This is a genomic window from Kitasatospora sp. NPDC054795 (assembly GCF_053611565.1).
In genome coordinates this window covers 42731-59371 of record NZ_JBSHAP010000019.1, presented here as the reverse complement: position 1 = coordinate 59371, position 16641 = coordinate 42731, and the positions used below count along the sequence as shown (strand labels likewise).

12 protein-coding genes are annotated in these 16641 nt (G+C 73.8%); 6 read left to right on the top strand and 6 right to left on the bottom strand.

Annotation, left to right across the window (positions count from 1 at the left end):
• Nucleotides 1–2: 2 nt before the first annotated feature.
• The 3 genes from ACWGJO_RS09810 to ACWGJO_RS09800 all read left to right on the top strand — a co-directional run bounded on the left by ACWGJO_RS09810 (nt 3) and on the right by ACWGJO_RS09800 (nt 4704).
• Entirely contained in the window at nt 3–1145 is a 1143-nt protein-coding gene (locus ACWGJO_RS09810; protein WP_387692883.1) for an acyl-CoA dehydrogenase family protein, read from the top strand.
• A 72-nt stretch (nt 1146–1217) separates the two neighbouring features.
• Nucleotides 1218–2432, top strand: a complete 1215-nt coding sequence (locus ACWGJO_RS09805; protein WP_359900090.1) for an acetyl-CoA C-acetyltransferase — start codon at nt 1218–1220, stop codon at nt 2430–2432.
• A 94-nt stretch (nt 2433–2526) separates the two neighbouring features.
• The gene (locus tag ACWGJO_RS09800; RefSeq protein ID WP_452182944.1) at nt 2527–4704 is read left to right on the top strand and encodes a 3-hydroxyacyl-CoA dehydrogenase NAD-binding domain-containing protein; all 2178 of its coding nucleotides are present in this window, start codon (nt 2527–2529) and stop codon (nt 4702–4704) included.
• Between the two features lie 74 nt (nt 4705–4778).
• Here ACWGJO_RS09800 and ACWGJO_RS09795 read toward each other — a convergent pair whose 3' ends face one another.
• The 3 genes from ACWGJO_RS09795 to ACWGJO_RS09785 form a co-directional block, all read right to left on the bottom strand.
• Entirely contained in the window at nt 4779–5570 is a 792-nt protein-coding gene (locus ACWGJO_RS09795) for a MerR family transcriptional regulator (RefSeq protein ID WP_452182942.1), read from the bottom strand.
• 85 nt (nt 5571–5655) lie between these two features.
• Nucleotides 5656–8142 carry a BTAD domain-containing putative transcriptional regulator gene (locus ACWGJO_RS09790; protein ID WP_452182941.1) on the bottom strand — a complete coding sequence of 829 codons (2487 nt, stop codon included), beginning with the start codon at nt 8140–8142 and terminating at the stop codon, nt 5656–5658.
• Nucleotides 8139–8939 carry an AfsR/SARP family transcriptional regulator gene (locus tag ACWGJO_RS09785; RefSeq protein WP_452182940.1) on the bottom strand — a complete coding sequence of 267 codons (801 nt, stop codon included), beginning with the start codon at nt 8937–8939 and terminating at the stop codon, nt 8139–8141. The genes ACWGJO_RS09790 and ACWGJO_RS09785 overlap by 4 nt, the downstream gene beginning before the upstream one ends.
• Nucleotides 8940–9405: 466 nt before the next feature.
• Between ACWGJO_RS09785 and ACWGJO_RS09780 the strand changes: the two genes are divergently transcribed.
• Complete coding sequence (locus ACWGJO_RS09780) at nt 9406–9606, top strand: hypothetical protein (protein ID WP_387692873.1); 201 nt, start codon at nt 9406–9408, stop codon at nt 9604–9606.
• 185 nt (nt 9607–9791) lie between these two features.
• Here ACWGJO_RS09780 and ACWGJO_RS09775 read toward each other — a convergent pair whose 3' ends face one another.
• The 3 genes from ACWGJO_RS09775 to ACWGJO_RS09765 form a co-directional block, all read right to left on the bottom strand.
• Nucleotides 9792–10835 carry an isopenicillin N synthase family dioxygenase gene (locus ACWGJO_RS09775; RefSeq protein WP_452182939.1) on the bottom strand — a complete coding sequence of 348 codons (1044 nt, stop codon included), beginning with the start codon at nt 10833–10835 and terminating at the stop codon, nt 9792–9794.
• A 349-nt stretch (nt 10836–11184) separates the two neighbouring features.
• Nucleotides 11185–11832 carry a response regulator gene (locus ACWGJO_RS09770; RefSeq protein WP_380538753.1) on the bottom strand — a complete coding sequence of 216 codons (648 nt, stop codon included), beginning with the start codon at nt 11830–11832 and terminating at the stop codon, nt 11185–11187.
• Entirely contained in the window at nt 11784–13232 is a 1449-nt protein-coding gene (locus tag ACWGJO_RS09765) for a histidine kinase (RefSeq protein ID WP_452182938.1), read from the bottom strand. Before ACWGJO_RS09765 ends, ACWGJO_RS09770 begins: the two co-directional genes overlap by 49 nt.
• Nucleotides 13233–13536: 304 nt before the next feature.
• On the opposite strand from ACWGJO_RS09765, the gene ACWGJO_RS09760 reads away from it, so the two are divergent.
• Both ACWGJO_RS09760 and ACWGJO_RS09755 read left to right on the top strand, forming a co-directional pair.
• Complete coding sequence (locus ACWGJO_RS09760) at nt 13537–14250, top strand: ABC transporter ATP-binding protein (RefSeq protein ID WP_452182937.1); 714 nt, start codon at nt 13537–13539, stop codon at nt 14248–14250.
• Nucleotides 14247–16640: an FtsX-like permease family protein gene (locus tag ACWGJO_RS09755; protein ID WP_452182936.1), complete on the top strand. Its 2394-nt coding sequence runs from the start codon at nt 14247–14249 to the stop codon at nt 16638–16640. The genes ACWGJO_RS09760 and ACWGJO_RS09755 overlap by 4 nt, the downstream gene beginning before the upstream one ends.
• The last annotated feature ends 1 nt before the right edge of the window (nt 16641 follow it).

Sequence of the window (16641 nt, the reverse complement as noted above, 5' to 3'; positions counted from 1 at the left end):
CGTTGCAGCGCGAGATCTTCACCGAGCAGCACGACGACTTCCGGGCCACCGTGCGGGCCTTCCTGGCCAAGGAGGTGCAGCCGCACTACGACCGCTGGGAGAAGGCCGGCATCGTCGACCGCTCCGCCTGGCTCGCCGCCGGCCGCCAGGGCCTGCTCGGCCTCGCCGTCCCCGAGGAGTACGGCGGCGGCGGAACCCCGGACTTCCGCTACGCCGCGGTGCTGGCCGAGGAGTTCGCCCGGGCCGGCGCCTCCGGCCTGGCGATCGGCCTGCACAACGACATCATCGGCCCGTACCTCACCTCGCTCGCCACCGAGGAGCAGAAGCGCCGCTGGCTGCCCGGCTTCTGCTCGGGCGAGCTGATCACCGCGATCGCGATGACCGAGCCCGGCACCGGCTCCGACCTCCAGGGCATCCGCACCCAGGCGGTCGACGAGGGGGACCACTACCTGCTCAACGGCGCCAAGACCTTCATCTCCAACGGCATCCTCGCCGACCTGGTGATCGTGGTCGCCCGCACCACCCCCGAGGGCGGCGCGCACGGGCTGAGCCTGCTGGCCGTCGAGCGCGGAACGCCCGGCTTCGAGCGCGGCCGCAACCTCGACAAGATCGGCCAGAAGGCCCAGGACACCGCCGAGTTGTTCTTCGAGGACGTCCGGGTGCCGAAGGAGAACCTGATCGGCGAACTCAACGGCGGCTTCGTCCACCTGATGCAGAACCTCGCCCAGGAGCGGCTCACCATCGCCGCCGCGGCGATCGCCGGCGCCGAGTACCTGGTCGAGATCACCACCGACTACGTCAAGCAGCGCGAGGCCTTCGGCCGTCCGCTCGCCAAGCTCCAGCACGTCCGCTTCGAGATCGCCGAACTGGCCACCGAGTGCGCCGTCACCCGGGCCTTCGTGGACCGCTGCATCACCGAGCACAACCGCTGGGCGCTCACCCCGGCGGACGCCTCGATGGCCAAGTGGTGGGCCACCGAGCTGCAGAAGCGCACCGCCGACCGCTGCCTCCAACTGCACGGCGGCTACGGCTACATGAGCGAGTTCCCGGTCGCCCGGGCGTTCACCGACGGCCGCATCCAGACCATCTACGGCGGCACCACCGAGATCATGAAGGAGATCGTCGGCCGTTCCCTCCTCGGCTGACCGTTCCACCCCCGAGCATTTGGGCGACCCCGCTCACCCCCTGCCCCGAAACCCGCTGAAAGGCGTTCCACCGTGACCACCGAAGCGTACGTCTACGACGCGATCCGCACCCCGCGCGGCCGGGGCAAGGCCTCCGGCTCGCTGCACGGCACCAAGCCGATCGACCTGGTCGTCGGACTGATCCACGAACTGCGCAACCGCTACCCCGGGCTGGACCCGGCCGCGATCGACGACATCGTGCTCGGCGTGGTCAGCCCGGTCGGCGACCAGGGCTCCGACATCGCCCGGATCGCCGCCATCGCGGCCGGCCTGCCCGACACCGTCGCCGGCGTCCAGGAGAACCGCTTCTGCGCCTCCGGCCTGGAAGCCGTCAACCTGGCCGCCGCCAAGGTCCGTTCCGGCTGGGAGGACCTCGTCCTGGCCGGCGGCGTGGAGTCGATGTCCCGGGTGAAGATGGCCTCCGACGGCGGTGCCTGGTTCGCCGACCCGATGACCGCCTACGAGACCAACTTCGCCCCCCAGGGCATCGGCGCCGACCTCATCGCCACCATCGAGGGCCTCTCCCGCACCGACGTGGACGCCTTCGCCGCCGAGTCCCAGGCCCGCGCCGCCAAGGCCCAGGCGGACGGCCTGTTCGACCGCTCGGTCGTCCCGGTGCGCGACCGCAACGGCCTGGTCGTGCTGGAACGCGACGAGTTCATCCGCCCCGGCACCACCGTCGAGACCCTGGCCGGCCTCAAGCCCTCCTTCGCCGCCATCGGCGAGGCCGGCGGCTTCGACGCCGTCGCCCTCCAGAAGTACCACTGGGTCGAGGCCATCGACCACGTCCACCACGCGGGCAACTCCTCCGGCATCGTGGACGGCGCGGCGCTGGTGGCCATCGGCAACCGCGAGGTCGGCGAACGGTACGGGCTGCGCCCGCGCGCCCGGATCGTCTCCGCGGCCGTCTCCGGCTCCGAGCCGACCATCATGCTCACCGGCCCCGCCCCGGCCACCCACAAGGCGCTCGCCAAGGCCGGGCTCACCGCCGCCGACATCGACCTGGTCGAGATCAACGAGGCCTTCGCCGCGGTCGCGCTCCGCTTCATCCGCGAACTCGGCTTCCGCCACGACCAGGTGAACGTCAACGGTGGCGCGATCGCGCTCGGCCACCCGCTCGGCGCCACCGGCGCGATGCTGCTCGGCACCGTGATCGACGAACTGGAGCGGCGCGACCTGCGCTACGGCCTGATCACCCTCTGCGTGGGCGGCGGCATGGGCATCGCCACCATCGTCGAGCGCATCTGAGCCCGCCCGTCGCCCGTCGCCCGCCCACCCTTCCCGGGACACGCCGGGCGTGGCACCTCCTCCGCAGACCGGTAGACCTGGAGACCGTGAACCCATGAGCGACACCACCACCATCCGCTGGGAGCAGGACCAGGACGGCGTGGTCACCCTCGTCCTCGACGACCCCGCCCAGTCCGTCAACACCATGAACGAGGCCTTCGCCGCCGACTTCGAGACCGTCGTCGCGCGGCTGGCTGCCCTGGCGTCCTCGGACGTGCTGCGCGGCGTGGTGATCACCTCCGGCAAGAAGACCTTCTTCGCCGGGGGAGACCTGCGGATGCTCTCCGCGGCCCGCCCCGAGGACGCCGCGGCCGTCTTCGAGAAGTCGATGCGGATCAAGCGCTCGCTGCGCACGCTGGAGACCCTCGGCAAGCCGGTCGTCGCCGCCCTCAACGGCAGCGCGCTCGGCGGCGGCCTGGAGATCGCCCTCGCCTGCCACCACCGGATCGCGCTGAACACCCCCGCCGGCCGGATCGGCCTGCCCGAGGTGACCCTCGGCCTGCTGCCGGGCGGCGGCGGCGTGGTCCGTACGGTCCGGCTGTTCGGCATCACCGACGCCCTGCTGAAGTTCCTGCTCCAGGGCCGCCAGTACCGTCCGGCGCAGGCGCTGGAACACGGACTGGTGCACGAACTGGTCGACACCCCCGAGGAGCTGGCCGCCCGGGCGCGCGCCTGGATCGGGGCCAACCCGAGCGCCGTCCAGCCCTGGGACGTCAAGGGCTACCGGATCCCCGGCGGCACCCCGGCCACCCCGGCCTTCGCGGCCAACCTCCCCGCCTTCCCGGCCAACCTGCGCAAGCAGCTGAACGGCGCGCCCTACCCGGCCCCGCGCAACGTCCTGGCTGCCGCCGTGGAGAGCGCCCAGGTGGACGTCGACACCGCGATGGCCGTCGAGGCCCGCTACTTCACCGAGCTGGTCTGCGGACAGACCAGCAAGAACATGATCCAGGCGCTGTTCTTCGACATGCAGGCGGTCAACTCCGGCGCCGGACGTCCGAAGGACGTCGAGAAACGGCCGGTCCGCAAGGTCGCGGTGCTCGGCGCCGGGATGATGGGCGCGGGCATCGCCTACGCCTGCGCCAAGGCCGGCATCGACGTCGTGCTCAAGGACGTCAGCGTCGAGGCCGCCGAACGCGGAAAGGCCTACTCCGAGGGGCTGCTGAACAAGGCCGTCGCGCGCGGGCGCTCCACCGAGGCCGGGCGCGACGAGCTGCTGGCCCGGATCACCCCCACCGCCGAGGCCGCCGACCTGGCCGGCTGCGACGCGGTGATCGAGGCCGTCTTCGAGAACACCGAGCTCAAGCACAAGGTGTTCCGGGAGATCGAGGGCGTGGTCGACGCCGACGCGCTGCTCTGCTCCAACACCTCCACTCTGCCGATCGGCGTGCTCGCCGAAGGCGTCGAGCGCCAGGGCGACTTCATCGGGCTGCACTTCTTCTCGCCGGTCGACAAGATGCGGCTGGTCGAGATCATCCGCGGCCCGCGGACCGGGGACGAGGCGCTGGCCCGCGCCTTCGACCTGGTCCGGCAGATCGACCGGACCCCGATCGTGGTCAACGACTCGCGCGGCTTCTTCACCTCGCGGGTGATCGGCCAGTTCCTCAACGAGGGCGTCGCCATGGTCGGCGAGGGCGTCCACCCGTCCAGCATCGAGCAGGCCGCCGCCCAGGCCGGCTACCCCGCCAAGGTGCTCTCCCTGATGGACGAGCTCACCCTCACCCTGCCGCGCAAGATCCGGGACGAGTACCGGCGCTCGGTCGAGGCCGTCGGCGGCACCTGGACGCCGCACCCGGCGGACGCGGTGGTCGACCGGATGGTCGACGAGTTCGGCCGTCCCGGACGCAGCGGCGGCGCGGGCTTCTACGAGTACGGCGAGGACGGCAGGCGCGGGCGGCTCTGGCCGGGGCTGCTGGAGCACTTCCCCGCAGGGGCGGCGGACGTCCCCTTCGAGGACCTCAAGGAGCGGATGCTGTTCAGCGAGGCGCTGGACTCGGTGCGCTGCCTGGAGGAGGGCGTGCTGACCTCGGTCGCCGACGCCAACGTCGGCTCGATCCTCGGCATCGGCTTCCCGGCCTGGACGGGCGGCGTGTTCCAGTACATCAACGGCTACCAGGGCGGCCCGGCCGGCTTCGCGGCCCGCGCCCGCGAACTCGCCGCCGCGTACGGCGAGCGGTTCGCGCCCCCGGCGCTGCTGGAGCGGGTGGCGGCCGAGGGACGGACGTTCACGGACTGACCCGACGACCTGCTCGGATCCCGGTGGGGCCGTGCGCCGCACGGCCCCACCGGGCCTCCGCCCCTACCCGTCCCCTAGGCCTGTACCTGCTCCTGCACCTGCTCCTGGTCCCGGTCCTGCTCCTGCCCTTGCTCCTGGCGCAGTTCCTCGCCCAGTTCCTCCCGCAGGTACCGCTGGAAGGCCGTGACCAGCGCCTGCGCCACCATCGGCTGGATGTGGTCCGTCAGCGCCCGCATCCGGGCCAGCTCCTGGGGCGCGGGCTCGCTCTCCCGGTACGGCTTCCACACCGTCTCGCGGAACAGCCGCTGCAACTCCCGGGCCGTCGCCCGGCTGTGCTCCACCACCACCGACCGGGCGGCCAGCAGCGTCTCCAACGGGATCGGCACGTCCAGGATCCGCACGCCCAGCGGCAGCAGTCCCGGATCCACCCGGAACACCTCCGGATCGCCCGTCCGCTCCAGCGCCCCCATCGCGGCGAGCCGCCCGACCTGCTCCTCCGTCAGCCCCCGCCCGGCCCGCCGCTCCAGCTGAGCCCTGGTGGCCTCCTCCGGGGCCTCCGGCGTCCAGGACGCCACCAGCGCACGGTGGATCGCCAGGTCCAGCGGTGAGCTGTCCTGCGGCAACCGCGCCAGGTACCGCTCGATCGCCGCCAGCGTCAGCCCCTGCCGCTGCAACTCCTCGATCAGCTCCAGCCGGTCCAGGTGCGTCGCCCCGTACAGCCCCACCCGCCGCGGCCCCAGCTCCGGCGGTGGCAGCAGCCCCTTCGTCCCGTAGAACCGCACCGTCCGCACCGTGACCCCGGCCCGTGCCGCCAGCTCGTCCACCGTCAGCCGCAACCCGACCCCCACCTCGCCGTGCTCCCCCACCCGCCGCCTCCCGCGCTGGCACACTCCTGCTGTGACAGCAGCAGTGTGACAGTGCCCGTCGCCCCGGGTCCATCGGTGCACAGGCTCAGGAGGACGGTCGGCGTCCGGTGGCGAGGCCGCGGGCGTAGCGGCGGAGCAGGTCGTGGGGGTAGGCGTACCGGCGGGGCGCGGGGGAGACGAGTAGTCCGACGTCCACCAGCGCTTCGGTGAGCTCGATCGTCTCCGCCTCGGGGCGCCGCAGGCGGGTAGCGGCGGCGGCCAGGGTGATCGGCGACTCCTCGACCAGGGCGAGCAGACGGAAGGCCTCGGCCTGGTCGGGCGGAAGCCGACGGTAGGAGGTGTCGAAGGCCGCGGCGAGGGCGTCCCCGGGCAGCCGGTCCGCGCCGGCCCGGGCGAACCGCCGAACCACCTCGGCCAGTGGCCGGGCCGGGTGCCGGACGAGCCAGGTGCCGAGGAGACGAAGAGCCAGCGGCAGGCCTCCGCAGGTTTCCACGAGTTCGACCGCCGCTTCCCGTTCGGCGTCGATGCGGCCCTGGCCGATGGACCCGGCCAGCAGCTCCAGCGACTCGACCGGGGACAGCGGGCCGACCGCCACATGTTCGGCGGCCGACAGGTGGGGGAGCCGGAAGCGGCTGGTCACCAGCACCGCGCACCCCGGTTCCGAGGGCACCAGGGACCAGAGTCGTTCGGCGTCGTGGGCGTCGTCCAGCAGGAGCAGGATGCGGCGTCCCGCCAGGGCGGACCGGAGCATCGCGGTGCGGGCGTCCAGATGCGGGGGGATCCGGTCCGGTGGCGTGCCCAGCTGCCGGAGCAGGTGAGCCGCGGCCTCGGTGGGGCCGTCCTCCTCGCCCCACCGGTAGAGCGGGATCCGGAGCATGCCGTCCGGAAAGAGCTCGCGGAGCCGGTTGGCGACCGTGAGTGCCAGCGCGCTCTTGCCGATGCCGGCGAGCCCGTGCAGGGCCAGGACGGTCGGCCCGTCCGTGCGGCCCGCCCGCAGCGCGGCCGTCAGGCGCCGGAGCAGGTCCTCGCGGCCGACGAAGTCCGCGGGCGGGGCGGGCAGTTGCGGCACCGCCGGGAGCTCGGCCGGCGGGGTGATCGCCCCGGCGGCGCGGAACGGAGGCAGGCCCTCGGCCAGGAAGCGGTGGTGCAGGGCGACGAGTTCCGGGCCCGGACCGATGCCGAGTTCGGTGGCGAGGAGCCGGCGCGTGCTCTGGAACACCCGCAGCGCCTCGGTGCGCTGCCCGCTGCGGTGCAGGGCCAGCATCAGCAGGGAACGGGGTCGTTCGCGCAGCGGATGCGCGGCCACCAGCTCGCGCAGCCCGGCCAGGGCCTCGGCGGGGCGGCCGAGTTCGACGAGTGCGCCGAAGCCGAGCTCTGCGAGGTCGGCGTGCTGTTCCACGAGTTGTCGGCGCCAGTGGGCGGCGAGCGGTCCCGGGATGCCGTGCAGCGGGTCGCCGTTCCACGACGCGGCCGCGGCCTTGACCGCGGCGAGGACCTCCTGGTGGGCGCCGGCCGCGTGCGCGGCCGTGGCCTCGGCCAACCGGTCGGCCAGCCGCCAGGCATCCACGTGGTCGTCGGGCACGTCCAGCCGGTAGGCGGAGCGGAATCGCCGGACGGTGGCGCTCGGTCCGGACCCGGGACGCATCCCGGCCAGGGCGGTGCCCAGCCGGGCGATGTACCCGCGGAGCATGGCGGTGGCCTGGGGCGGTGGCCGGTCGCCCCAGAGATCGTCCACGAGCGCGTCGGTCGGGACCATCCGGCCCCGGTAGTAGGCGAGGATCACCAGGACGGCGGTCTGCTGGGGGGAGCCGAGCGGGAGCCGGACGTCGCCGTCGAAGGCCTGGGGAACGCCGTCGAGGAAACGGAGCACCGGAGGGGCCGCCGCGCCGGCCGGCTGGAGGAGCGCGGGGACCTCCGGTGCGGACCGCACCCCCGGCCCGGGCTCCGCATGCCCGAGGCTGATGCTGAGCCGGTGACGGGTGTGCTCGTCCCGGTGGGTGGCCGTCCGGGAGAGCTCCGGCAGGGAGGTGGTGCGGTCACCGAGCCGGGACTCCAGGTCCAGGTGCAGGGTCACGGCCTCGATCCGGGCCTGTTCGAAGGCGCGCTGGGCCTCGCCGAGACGGCCGTGAGCGGGGACGCCGGCCAGTGCCGGGCCCTGCCAGAGGGCCAGGGCCCGGACCAGCCCGTCCCGGGACTCCTGGTCCCGCCCGGCGTCGGCGGACCGCCGGGCGGCATCGACCAGATCGGTGAACAGGCACGTGTCGACCCGCTGCTCGTCGATCTCGATCCGATACCCGCCGGGCAGCGCGACGAGCGCGGGCGCCTGCCCCGCCCCACCCAGCGAACGCAGCAGGACGCGCAGCCTGGAGACGTGCGTGTGCAGCTGCTGGCGCGCCCGGTCCGGGAGGTCCCGGCCCCAGACGTCGGCGGCCAACTGCTCGACGGGTACCGGCTCGTTGGGCGTGAGCAGCAGGGCGGCGAGCAGCGTGCGGGGCCGGACGCCCCGCGCGGTGGCCTCGACGCCGTCGCGGTGGAAGCCGACCGGGCCGAGCAGCCTGGCCCGGTAGCTCATCGGTGGGCCTCGCGGCCGTCCGACCGGAGCCGCTCGCGCAGGTGCAACAGCCGCTCGGGTGGCGCGGTGTGCTGCGGGGCCTGCTGCCGGGAGCGGTGGAGCGCGCCGTCCAGCAGGGGGAGGGCCTGGTCGGCGGCGCCGGCCCGGCCCAGCGCGGTGCAGAGCCGCAGGACCAGACCCTCGTCGCGGGGATGGTCGAGCAGGAGCTGCCGGACCAGGGGGAGCGCCGTTCCGACCGCGCCCAAGGACAGTTCGGTGGTGGCCAACTGCTCACGGGCATCCCGGTGGAGGTCGGCGAACCCCTGGCGGACGGCGGCCAGGTAGGGCGTGGTGGCGAGGTCGACCAGCGGTTCCCCGTGCCACAGCTCCACCGCTGCGCGCAGGGCCCGGCGGGCGCCCTCGGAATCCCCGGTGCGCCGCAGATCCCGGCCGAGGTCGGTGAGCCGCCGAACCTCGTGGACGTCCACCGCCCCGGGGTGGGTGTGCAAGGCGTAGCTGGCCTGGTCGCGCGAGTGCCCCGGGAAGGCGAGCACCCGGGGCGCGTCCGCCCCGGTGCCGGCGTGGGCGGCCAGGAATCGCCGCAGGTGGTGGACGTGCACCTGGATCGCGGTGACCGCGCTCGCCGGCGCGGCGCCCGCCCAGAGGCGCTCTCGCAGGACGGCGACCGGGACGGCCTGGCGCTGGGCCAGGAGCAGCACGGCCAGCAGGCAACGCCGCTGGGGAGGCCCGATGGTGACGATGTGTCCCCTTGCCCGGGCCGTCACCGGGCCGAGGAGGGCGAACGAGAGGTCGGTCATGGTGCTGTTCCCCACCGCTGGGTCTGGTGCCGGTCTGGTGCTGGTCTGTCGGGATGCCGGGCCGTCGCTCCGCTGGTTCGTTTCGTTGGTTCGTTGACGTGCGGGGCCCGAGGCCTGCAGACTAGCGAGGTGCTTAGCATCTGTTAAGTGGCTAGGCAGCCATGACGTTTCGCCGATGTTTATCGGTGGGAGCTTTCATGGCCCAAGCGGAGAATTGTGGACTGCCCAGTCCCGCAACGCTGCAGGTGGGGACCCCGGGGGTGGTAGCCCGGGGATCCCGCCGCTTTTCCTTGCCGATTTTCGGTCCGGTAACCCTGTCCTGGTGGACAGGAGTTGAGCTATCGTCAGCCTCAGGCCGAGGCTGTTCGAGCGATGGCACTGTCCCTCCTACCAAGGGACGCCTGTGAGTTGTCCTCGATCGCGCGCTTCGGTGGGGACTGGGCACGTCTATCCACAGGGATTCGCCATGCAACTTCAGCAGTCTGCGCTGCTCGCGGCCGGGGTCGTCACCCTGGCCTTCTTCGTACTCGTCGGTTATTTGGTCCGGCTGTTGCGCCACACGCGCCGTCCGGCCGTGGTGCTGGCAGCGGTCACCACGCTGCTCGGGGCGCTGCCGGCGATCCTCTACGTGATGTCGACCGTGTCGGTCGTGCCGCCGCTCCGATAGCGCCGGGGCGGCGGGTCCTCCGGCCCGGGCACCCCGAGTGGGGTACCCGGGCCGGAGGGCTGCCGGTGGGGAGCATCGCTGCGGTGCGGGCTCGGGACCGTCCGGCCCGGCGCCGCGTGGGCCCCGTGCGGTGTCGACCCCGTACGGTATCGAGTCCGCGCCATGCGGGCTCCGCGCCGCGTGGGTCAGGCGAGGGCGGCGTGGTGGCGGCGGGTGACTTCGGGGTGGGCCCTGGTGTAGCCCTTCCACTCGTTGAGGCCGAAGTCGGCGAAGAGCGGGTTGGCCGGGTCCTCGGTGGCGCCGGGGGCGTGGTGGGCGAGCGGGAAGTCGAGCGGCTCGATGTGGGCGTCGAGGCGGGGGTTGTAGAAGAACGGCACCGAGAAGCGCTCGCGGGCGCCGGGCGGGCTGACCACGCGGTGGCTGGTGGCCTTGAGGTAACCGTCCGTGGCCACCTCCAGCAGCTCGCCGAGGTTGACGACGAAGGCGCCGTCGAGCGGCGGGACATCCAGGAAGGTGCCGTCCGCGCGCTCGACCTGGAGGCCGCCGACGGTGTCCTGCAGCAGCAGGGTGATGAAGCCGTAGTCCTTGTGGGTGCCGACGCCCTGGCCGGTGCCGTCCGGGGCGCTGCCGGGGTAGCGGACCAGCTTGAGGCGCAGGTGGGGGTGGCCCGCGAAGGCCTCGTCGTAGAAGTCGGGGCGGGCGCCGATCGCGGTGAGCAGCTCGTGCAGCAGGCGGCGGGCGACCCCGCCGAGGTGGTCGATCCAGCCGAGCGCGGCGGTGCGCAGCTCGGGGAGCGCCTCGGGCCACTGGTTGGGCCCCTCCAGCCACCAGTACGGGGGCTCGCCGGTACCGGGGACGTGCGCGGGCAGCTCGGCGCCGATGTCCAGCTGGTCGCGCCAGTCCTGGCTGCCGCCGGTGCGCTCGTCGCCGGTGCGGGTGTAGCCCCGGTAGTGGGGGGAGTTGAGGTTGCTCACGGCGAGCCGGTCGGCCTCGGGGAGTGCGAAGAAGGCGCGCATGGCCCGGGCGAGTTCGGTGGTCTCGTCCGGGGTGACACCGTGGCCGATGAGCTGGAAGAAGCCGACGCCGGTGGCCGCGTCGCGGAGCTCGTCGTGCAGGCGGCGACGGTCCTCCGGGCTGCCGTCGGCGAGCGACAGGTCGATCACCGGGAGGGCGTCCGCCGGGGCGGAGTCGGTGCCGGTCTCGGATATGGGCGTGTACTGCTGCGTCATGTGTGACATCCGCTGGGTCTCGTCCCGGCTGGTCCCGGTGGTCGACCGGGGACGGCCGGAGCAGCGCCTGGTGCGGCGGGTGCTCGGGGAGCCGGGAGGTGGTGGCGGCCGGGCAGGGGCCGCCGGTGAGGGTGGGTGGCGCGAGGTTCAGCCGGAGCGTCGACAGGACATGGTCGTCACGCGGAGCAGGTCCACGTGGCGGCGGCGAACAAGGATGAGCACCTCACCAGCCTAATTGACCCGTTCTGCGGCAGGCGAGCCCCGTGCAGCGGAGGGCGACTCGCCACTTGTCGGTGATCTATCAAGTTGTGCGGGGTCGGTGCCGGAGCGCGGGCGATGGCGGCTCCTTTCAGGAGTTGTTGAGGTAGGCCAGGACGGCCAGGACCCGACGGTTGTCGTCGTCGGAGGGCTGGAGGTCGAGCCGGACGAAGATCGACGCGGTGTGCTTGGCGACCGCCCGCTCGGTGATCACCAGCTGCTGGGCGATCGCCGCGTTGGACCGGCCCTCCGCCATCAGCGCCAGCACCTGCCGCTCACGCGGCGAGAGGGTGGAGACCGGGCCGGCCGAGGAGTTGTGGGTGAGCAGTCGGGTGATCACCTCCGGATCCATGACGGTGCCGCCCTGGGCGACCCGCCGGACGGCGTCGATGAACTGCGTGCCGTCCATCACCCGGTCCTTGAGCAGGTAGCCGATCCCGCCGGTGCTGCCGGCGAGCAGCTCGCGCGCGTAGAGCTGCTCCACGAACTGCGACAGCACCAGGACGGGCAGGCCCGGGTGGGCCCGGCGGGCCGCGAGCGCGGCACGTAGCCCCTCGTCCGTGAAGCCCGGCGGCAGCCGGACGTCGACCACGGCGATGTCGGGGCGGTCCGCGGCCACCGCGGCGAGCAACTGCTCTCCGTCCTCCACCGCCGCGGTGACCTTCATGCCGTTGGCCTCCAGCAGCCGGGTCAGGCCGTCCCGGAGGAGGAAGAGGTCTTCGGCGATGACAACGCGCACGGGATCTCCAGGTTCACAATGGTCGGCCCACCGGACGGGCTGCTGATCGCGAGCACCCCGTCGAAGGCGGCCAGTCGGCGTTCGGTTCCGCTGAGGCCGGTTCCCCGGGACGGGTCGGCGCCGCCGCGCCCGTCGTCGGTGACCGATATCCGCAACAGCCCGTCACTGTGCCCTATCTCGATCCACACCTGCGAGGCCCCGGCGTGCTTGACCACGTTGGCCAGCAGCTCCGTCACCGCGAAGTAGGCCGCCGACTCCACCGGGGCGGATGCCCGGCCGGGCAGGTCGCCGCTGAAGCCGACCGGCAGCGGCATGTCCAGCGCCGTCGCCCGAACCGCGTCGGCCAGGCCGCGGTCGGCGAGCACCGGGGGGTGGATGCCGCGGACCAGGTCCCGCAGCTCTCCCAGCGCCTTCACCGAGGACAGCCGGGCCTCGGCCAGCAACGGCCCGAGGGCGTCCGGATCGTCCTTCAGCTGCTCGGCCACGGTCAGCAGCATGCCCAGGGCCACCAGCCGGGCCTGCGCCCCGTCGTGCAGGTCCCGTTCGATCCGGCGCAGCTCGGCCGCGCCGGCGTCGATGGTGTCCGCCCTGGTCCGCGCGAGGTGGCTGACCCGGCGGGCGAGCTCGGCCCGCCGGGAGGGCCCGAGCAGGGCCCGGGCGGCCTTCTCGTGGAACCGCAGGACCGGTGGGGCGGCCCACAGCAAGGCCAACGGGGCGACGGTCAGACCCATCGCGTAGACGACGCCCAGGGCGAAGAACCGTCCGTTCCGGCCGAAGACCTCCAGGGCGACCGGGGTCAGCAGGACGATCGCGGCGGTGAGCAGTACGGCGGCGCCGGTGAGCAGGGTCCAGGCGAAGTCCCGCCAGGTCGCCGGGTCGGTGAGCCAGCCGCCGGAGCGCAGCCGTCGCCAGGGCCCGGCCCCGACCGGCCGACGGTACGGCACCGGGATCGGCCGCCCGCTCCACTTCCCGACCGTCCGCCTGCTCTCCGTCGCGGCCCAGCGGGCCCCGAACAGCCCGAGCACCAGCAGCGAGGGCGCCAGCCAGAGCGAGCCGGACCGGCCGCCGGGCGCGGCACCCCCGTAGAGGTGCGTCGCCATCAGCGCTATCGCCCCCGGGGCGAACAGCGCGGCGCCGACCGCCCGGCCGCCGCCCCCGGTGGCCCAGCAGAGCGCCCAGAGGGCGACCGGCCCCATCGGCACCACCAGGATCAGCGGTCCGCCCGGGTGGAGGTCCAGGGGATCGTCCGGTCCGAACAGCGCGGAGGCCAGCAGGACCGGCCCCGCCAGCAGCGCGAGGAAGCCCGTCACGGCCAGCGTCGCCGCGTACCAGGCCCGCACCCCGTCCGCGCACGCCCGGCCGACCCTCAGGGCCAGTCCTTCCAGCACTTCCGCGTTCATGACGCGCCCCCTCTCCCATCCGCGGCCCCCGTCCGGGGACCTCGGAGCCGCGGGCCCGGGGCGGCGGCCCCGAAGCCGTCGCCCCGAAGCCCCCGCGGACCCCGGTTCCGATCTTTCGATGGGTCAGTCTGCCCGTCCGGGTCGCCCGGCGCTCTAGGCCTGAACACCCAGTTCGGGGTGTATCTGGATACACCCCGCAGAGGCCGTCCAGACGGCTGTCGGCACCCCGCTGCGGATTCGTAGCGTCATGTCCCGTCAGCCGGACCGGGGTTCCCGGGGCCGGACCCCGAACCGTGGAGGGCCCGTGAACGCGCCGATCATCCGGATCCGTGGCGTCAGCAAGACGTACGACCGATCCGACGCCGCCCGTCCCGCCCTGGCCGGGCTCGACCTGGAGGTCCGGGCGGGTGAGGCGCTGGCCGTGCTCGGCCGCTCGGGCAGCGGTAAGTCCACCCTGCTGAACCTGGTCGCCGGTCTCGACCGCCCGAGCGAGGGCGAGGTGGAGGTGGACGGCGTCGCCGTGCACCGGCTCGGCGAGGCCGCGCTGGCCGAGTACCGGCGGGCGCGGATCGGCATGGTGTTCCAGTTCTTCAACCTGCTGGACGACCTGACCGCGGAGGACAACGTGCTGCTCCCGGCCCAGCTCGCGGGGATGCGGCGGGAGCCGGCCCGGGCCCGGGCCGGGGAGCTGCTGGAGCGGCTGGGAGTGGCCCGGCACGCCAAGGCCTTCCCCGGCCGGCTCTCCGGCGGCGAGCGCCAGCGGGTCGCGGTGGCCCGGGCGCTGATGAACCGTCCGCCGCTGCTGCTGGCCGACGAACCCACCGGAGCGCTGGACACCGCCTCGGCCGCCGATGTCCGTGACCTGCTGCGCGGGCTCAACGCGGAGGGCCAGACGATCCTGCTGGTCACGCACGACACCGCGCTCGCCGACGCCTGTGCCGACCGGACGATCGAACTGCTCGACGGCCGGCTGGTCCGGGACACGGCGGCCGTGCCGGTGCCGGGCGGTGGCCGATGAGCGCGCTCGGCAAGGTGGTGCGCGCCGGGGTCGGCCGCCGGCGGGTGCAGACACTGGTGATGGTGCTCACCACGATGGTGTCCGTGACGGCGTGCATCCTCGCGCTCGGGCTGCTGGTCGCCGCCCAGGGCCCCTACCAGCGCTCCTTCGCGGACCAGCGTGGCGCCCACCTCAACGTGCTGTACGACGGGGAGAGAGCGAGCCCCGCCCAGCTCGCCGCGACGGCCCACGCGCCCGGCGTGACGGCCACGGCCGGCCCCTACCAGGCGGTGACCGTCCAGCCGCGCTCCGGCCCCGACACCCGGATCCCGCCGGCCGGGAGCCCGCTGCCGCCGATGACGCTGGTCGGCCGTGCCCAGGACGGCCCACTGGACGGCCTGCGGATCACCGATGGCCGCTGGATCGCGGGCCCCGGTGAGGTGGTGTTCCTGGACGGGCACTCCCCGCTGGCGGTCGGCGACAGCATGGAGTTCCCGGACCGGCCGGGGCACCCGACGCTCAAGGTCGTCGGCCTGGCGGCCTCGGTCTCCTGGAGCGCGGACGGCTGGGTCGCCCCGGAGCAGGTGGCCGGGCTGGCGGCGCCCGGCACGGTGCCCGCGGTCCAGTACCTTTACCGCTTCGCCCACGCCGACGACGACGCCGAGGTGGCCGCGGACCGCGCCGCGCTGGCTGCCGCCGTCCCCGGCGACGCGCTCGCCGGGGTCACCTCCTACCGGCCCGCCCGGGAGGAGGTGAACCGGACGGCCTCGACCTTCGTCCCGTTCGTCACGGCCTTCGGGGTGCTCGGGCTGGCCATGTCGGTGCTGATCATCGGTGTCGTGGTCAGCGGCGCCGTCAGTGCCGCCACCCGGCGGATCGGCATCCTCAAGTCCCTGGGCTTCACCCCCGCCCAGGTGGCACGCGCCTACGTCGGTCAGGCCCTGATCCCCGCCGGGCTCGGCACGGCGCTCGGCGTGCTCCTCGGAAACCTGCTCTCCGTACCGGTCCTCGGGCTGGCTCACAAGGCCCTGCGCGGCGGGCTTCTCGGCATCCCGGTCTGGGTGGACGCCGTGGTCGCGGTGGCGGCGCTGGCGGCCGTGGCGGGCACCGCGGTGGTACCGGCCCTGCGGGCCGGGCGGCTGCGGACGGTGGAGGCACTCGCAGTCGGCCGGACGGCTCCCGGCGCCAAGCGGGCGGCCGCCCGCCGTACGGCCGGCGGGGCGGGGGCGGCGGGTCCGCTGTCCCGGGCGCAGGACCTGATCGGCCGGCTGCCGGTGCCACGTGCGTTCAGCCTCGGGCTGGCCTCCCCGCTCAACCGGCCGGGCCGCTCGGCGACCACCGGTGCCGCCGTGGTGCTCGGCACGGTCGGGGTCACCCTCTGCGTCGGTCTGACGCTCTCGCTGAGCTCCATCCAGGAGGGCCTGACGGCCGACCGTGCGGGCAAGGTGGTGGTTCAGGTCCCGATCGAGGGCGCCGCGCAGCGCGTCGACCACGTGGACGAGGCGGCCGTGGCCAAGGCCGTCGAGTCCCGGCCGGGCACCCGCGCCTGGTACAGCACCGCTCCGGCCCCGGTCGCCCTGGCCGGGAACACCGGGCGCTCCGAGGTGGTCGCGTTCAGCGGCGACGCCTCCTGGAGCGGCTTCCAACTGGTCTCCGGCCGCTGGTTCCACGGCCCCGGCGAGGTGGTGGTGGCCGCCGCCTACCTGCGGGCCAACGAGGCGAAGGTCGGTGACACCGTCGCACTCACCGACCACGGCCGCAGCACCCCGGCGAAGATCACCGGCGAGGTCCTGACCACCAACGACGTGGTGTTCACGGACCGGGCCACGCTGGCGCCGCTCGGTGGCGCGATCCACGCCGAGGCGCTCACCTTCCACATCGACCTCACCCCAGGCACCGACGCGCAGTCCTACGCCGACGGGCTGGACCAGGCCGTGAAGCCGATGGGCCTGGGCGCCGAACCCGGCGGGGAGCACCTCAACATCGTGGTGCTGGCGATGAACACCCTGGCGGGCGTGCTCACACTGCTGCTCTCCGTGGTGGCGGGGCTCGGGGTGCTCAACACTGTGCTGCTGGACACCAGGGAACGGGTGCACGACCTCGGGGTGCTCAAGGCGCTCGGGATGGCGCCCCGACAGACGGTCGGCATGGTGCTCACCTCGGTCTGCGGCAGCGGGCTGGCGGCCGGATTGATCGGAGTCCCGATCGGTGTCCTGGTGCACCACCAGGTGATGCCCGCGATGGCCCGGGCCGCCGGAATCGGGGTGCCGGACGCCGACCTCGCCGTGTTCGCCCCGTCGGTGGCGGGGCCGCTGATACTCGGCGGCCTGGTGCTGGCCCTGCTCGGCGCCGCCCTCCCGGCCACCTGGGCGGCCCGCACCCGGACGGTTACGGCGCTGCGCACGGAGTGAC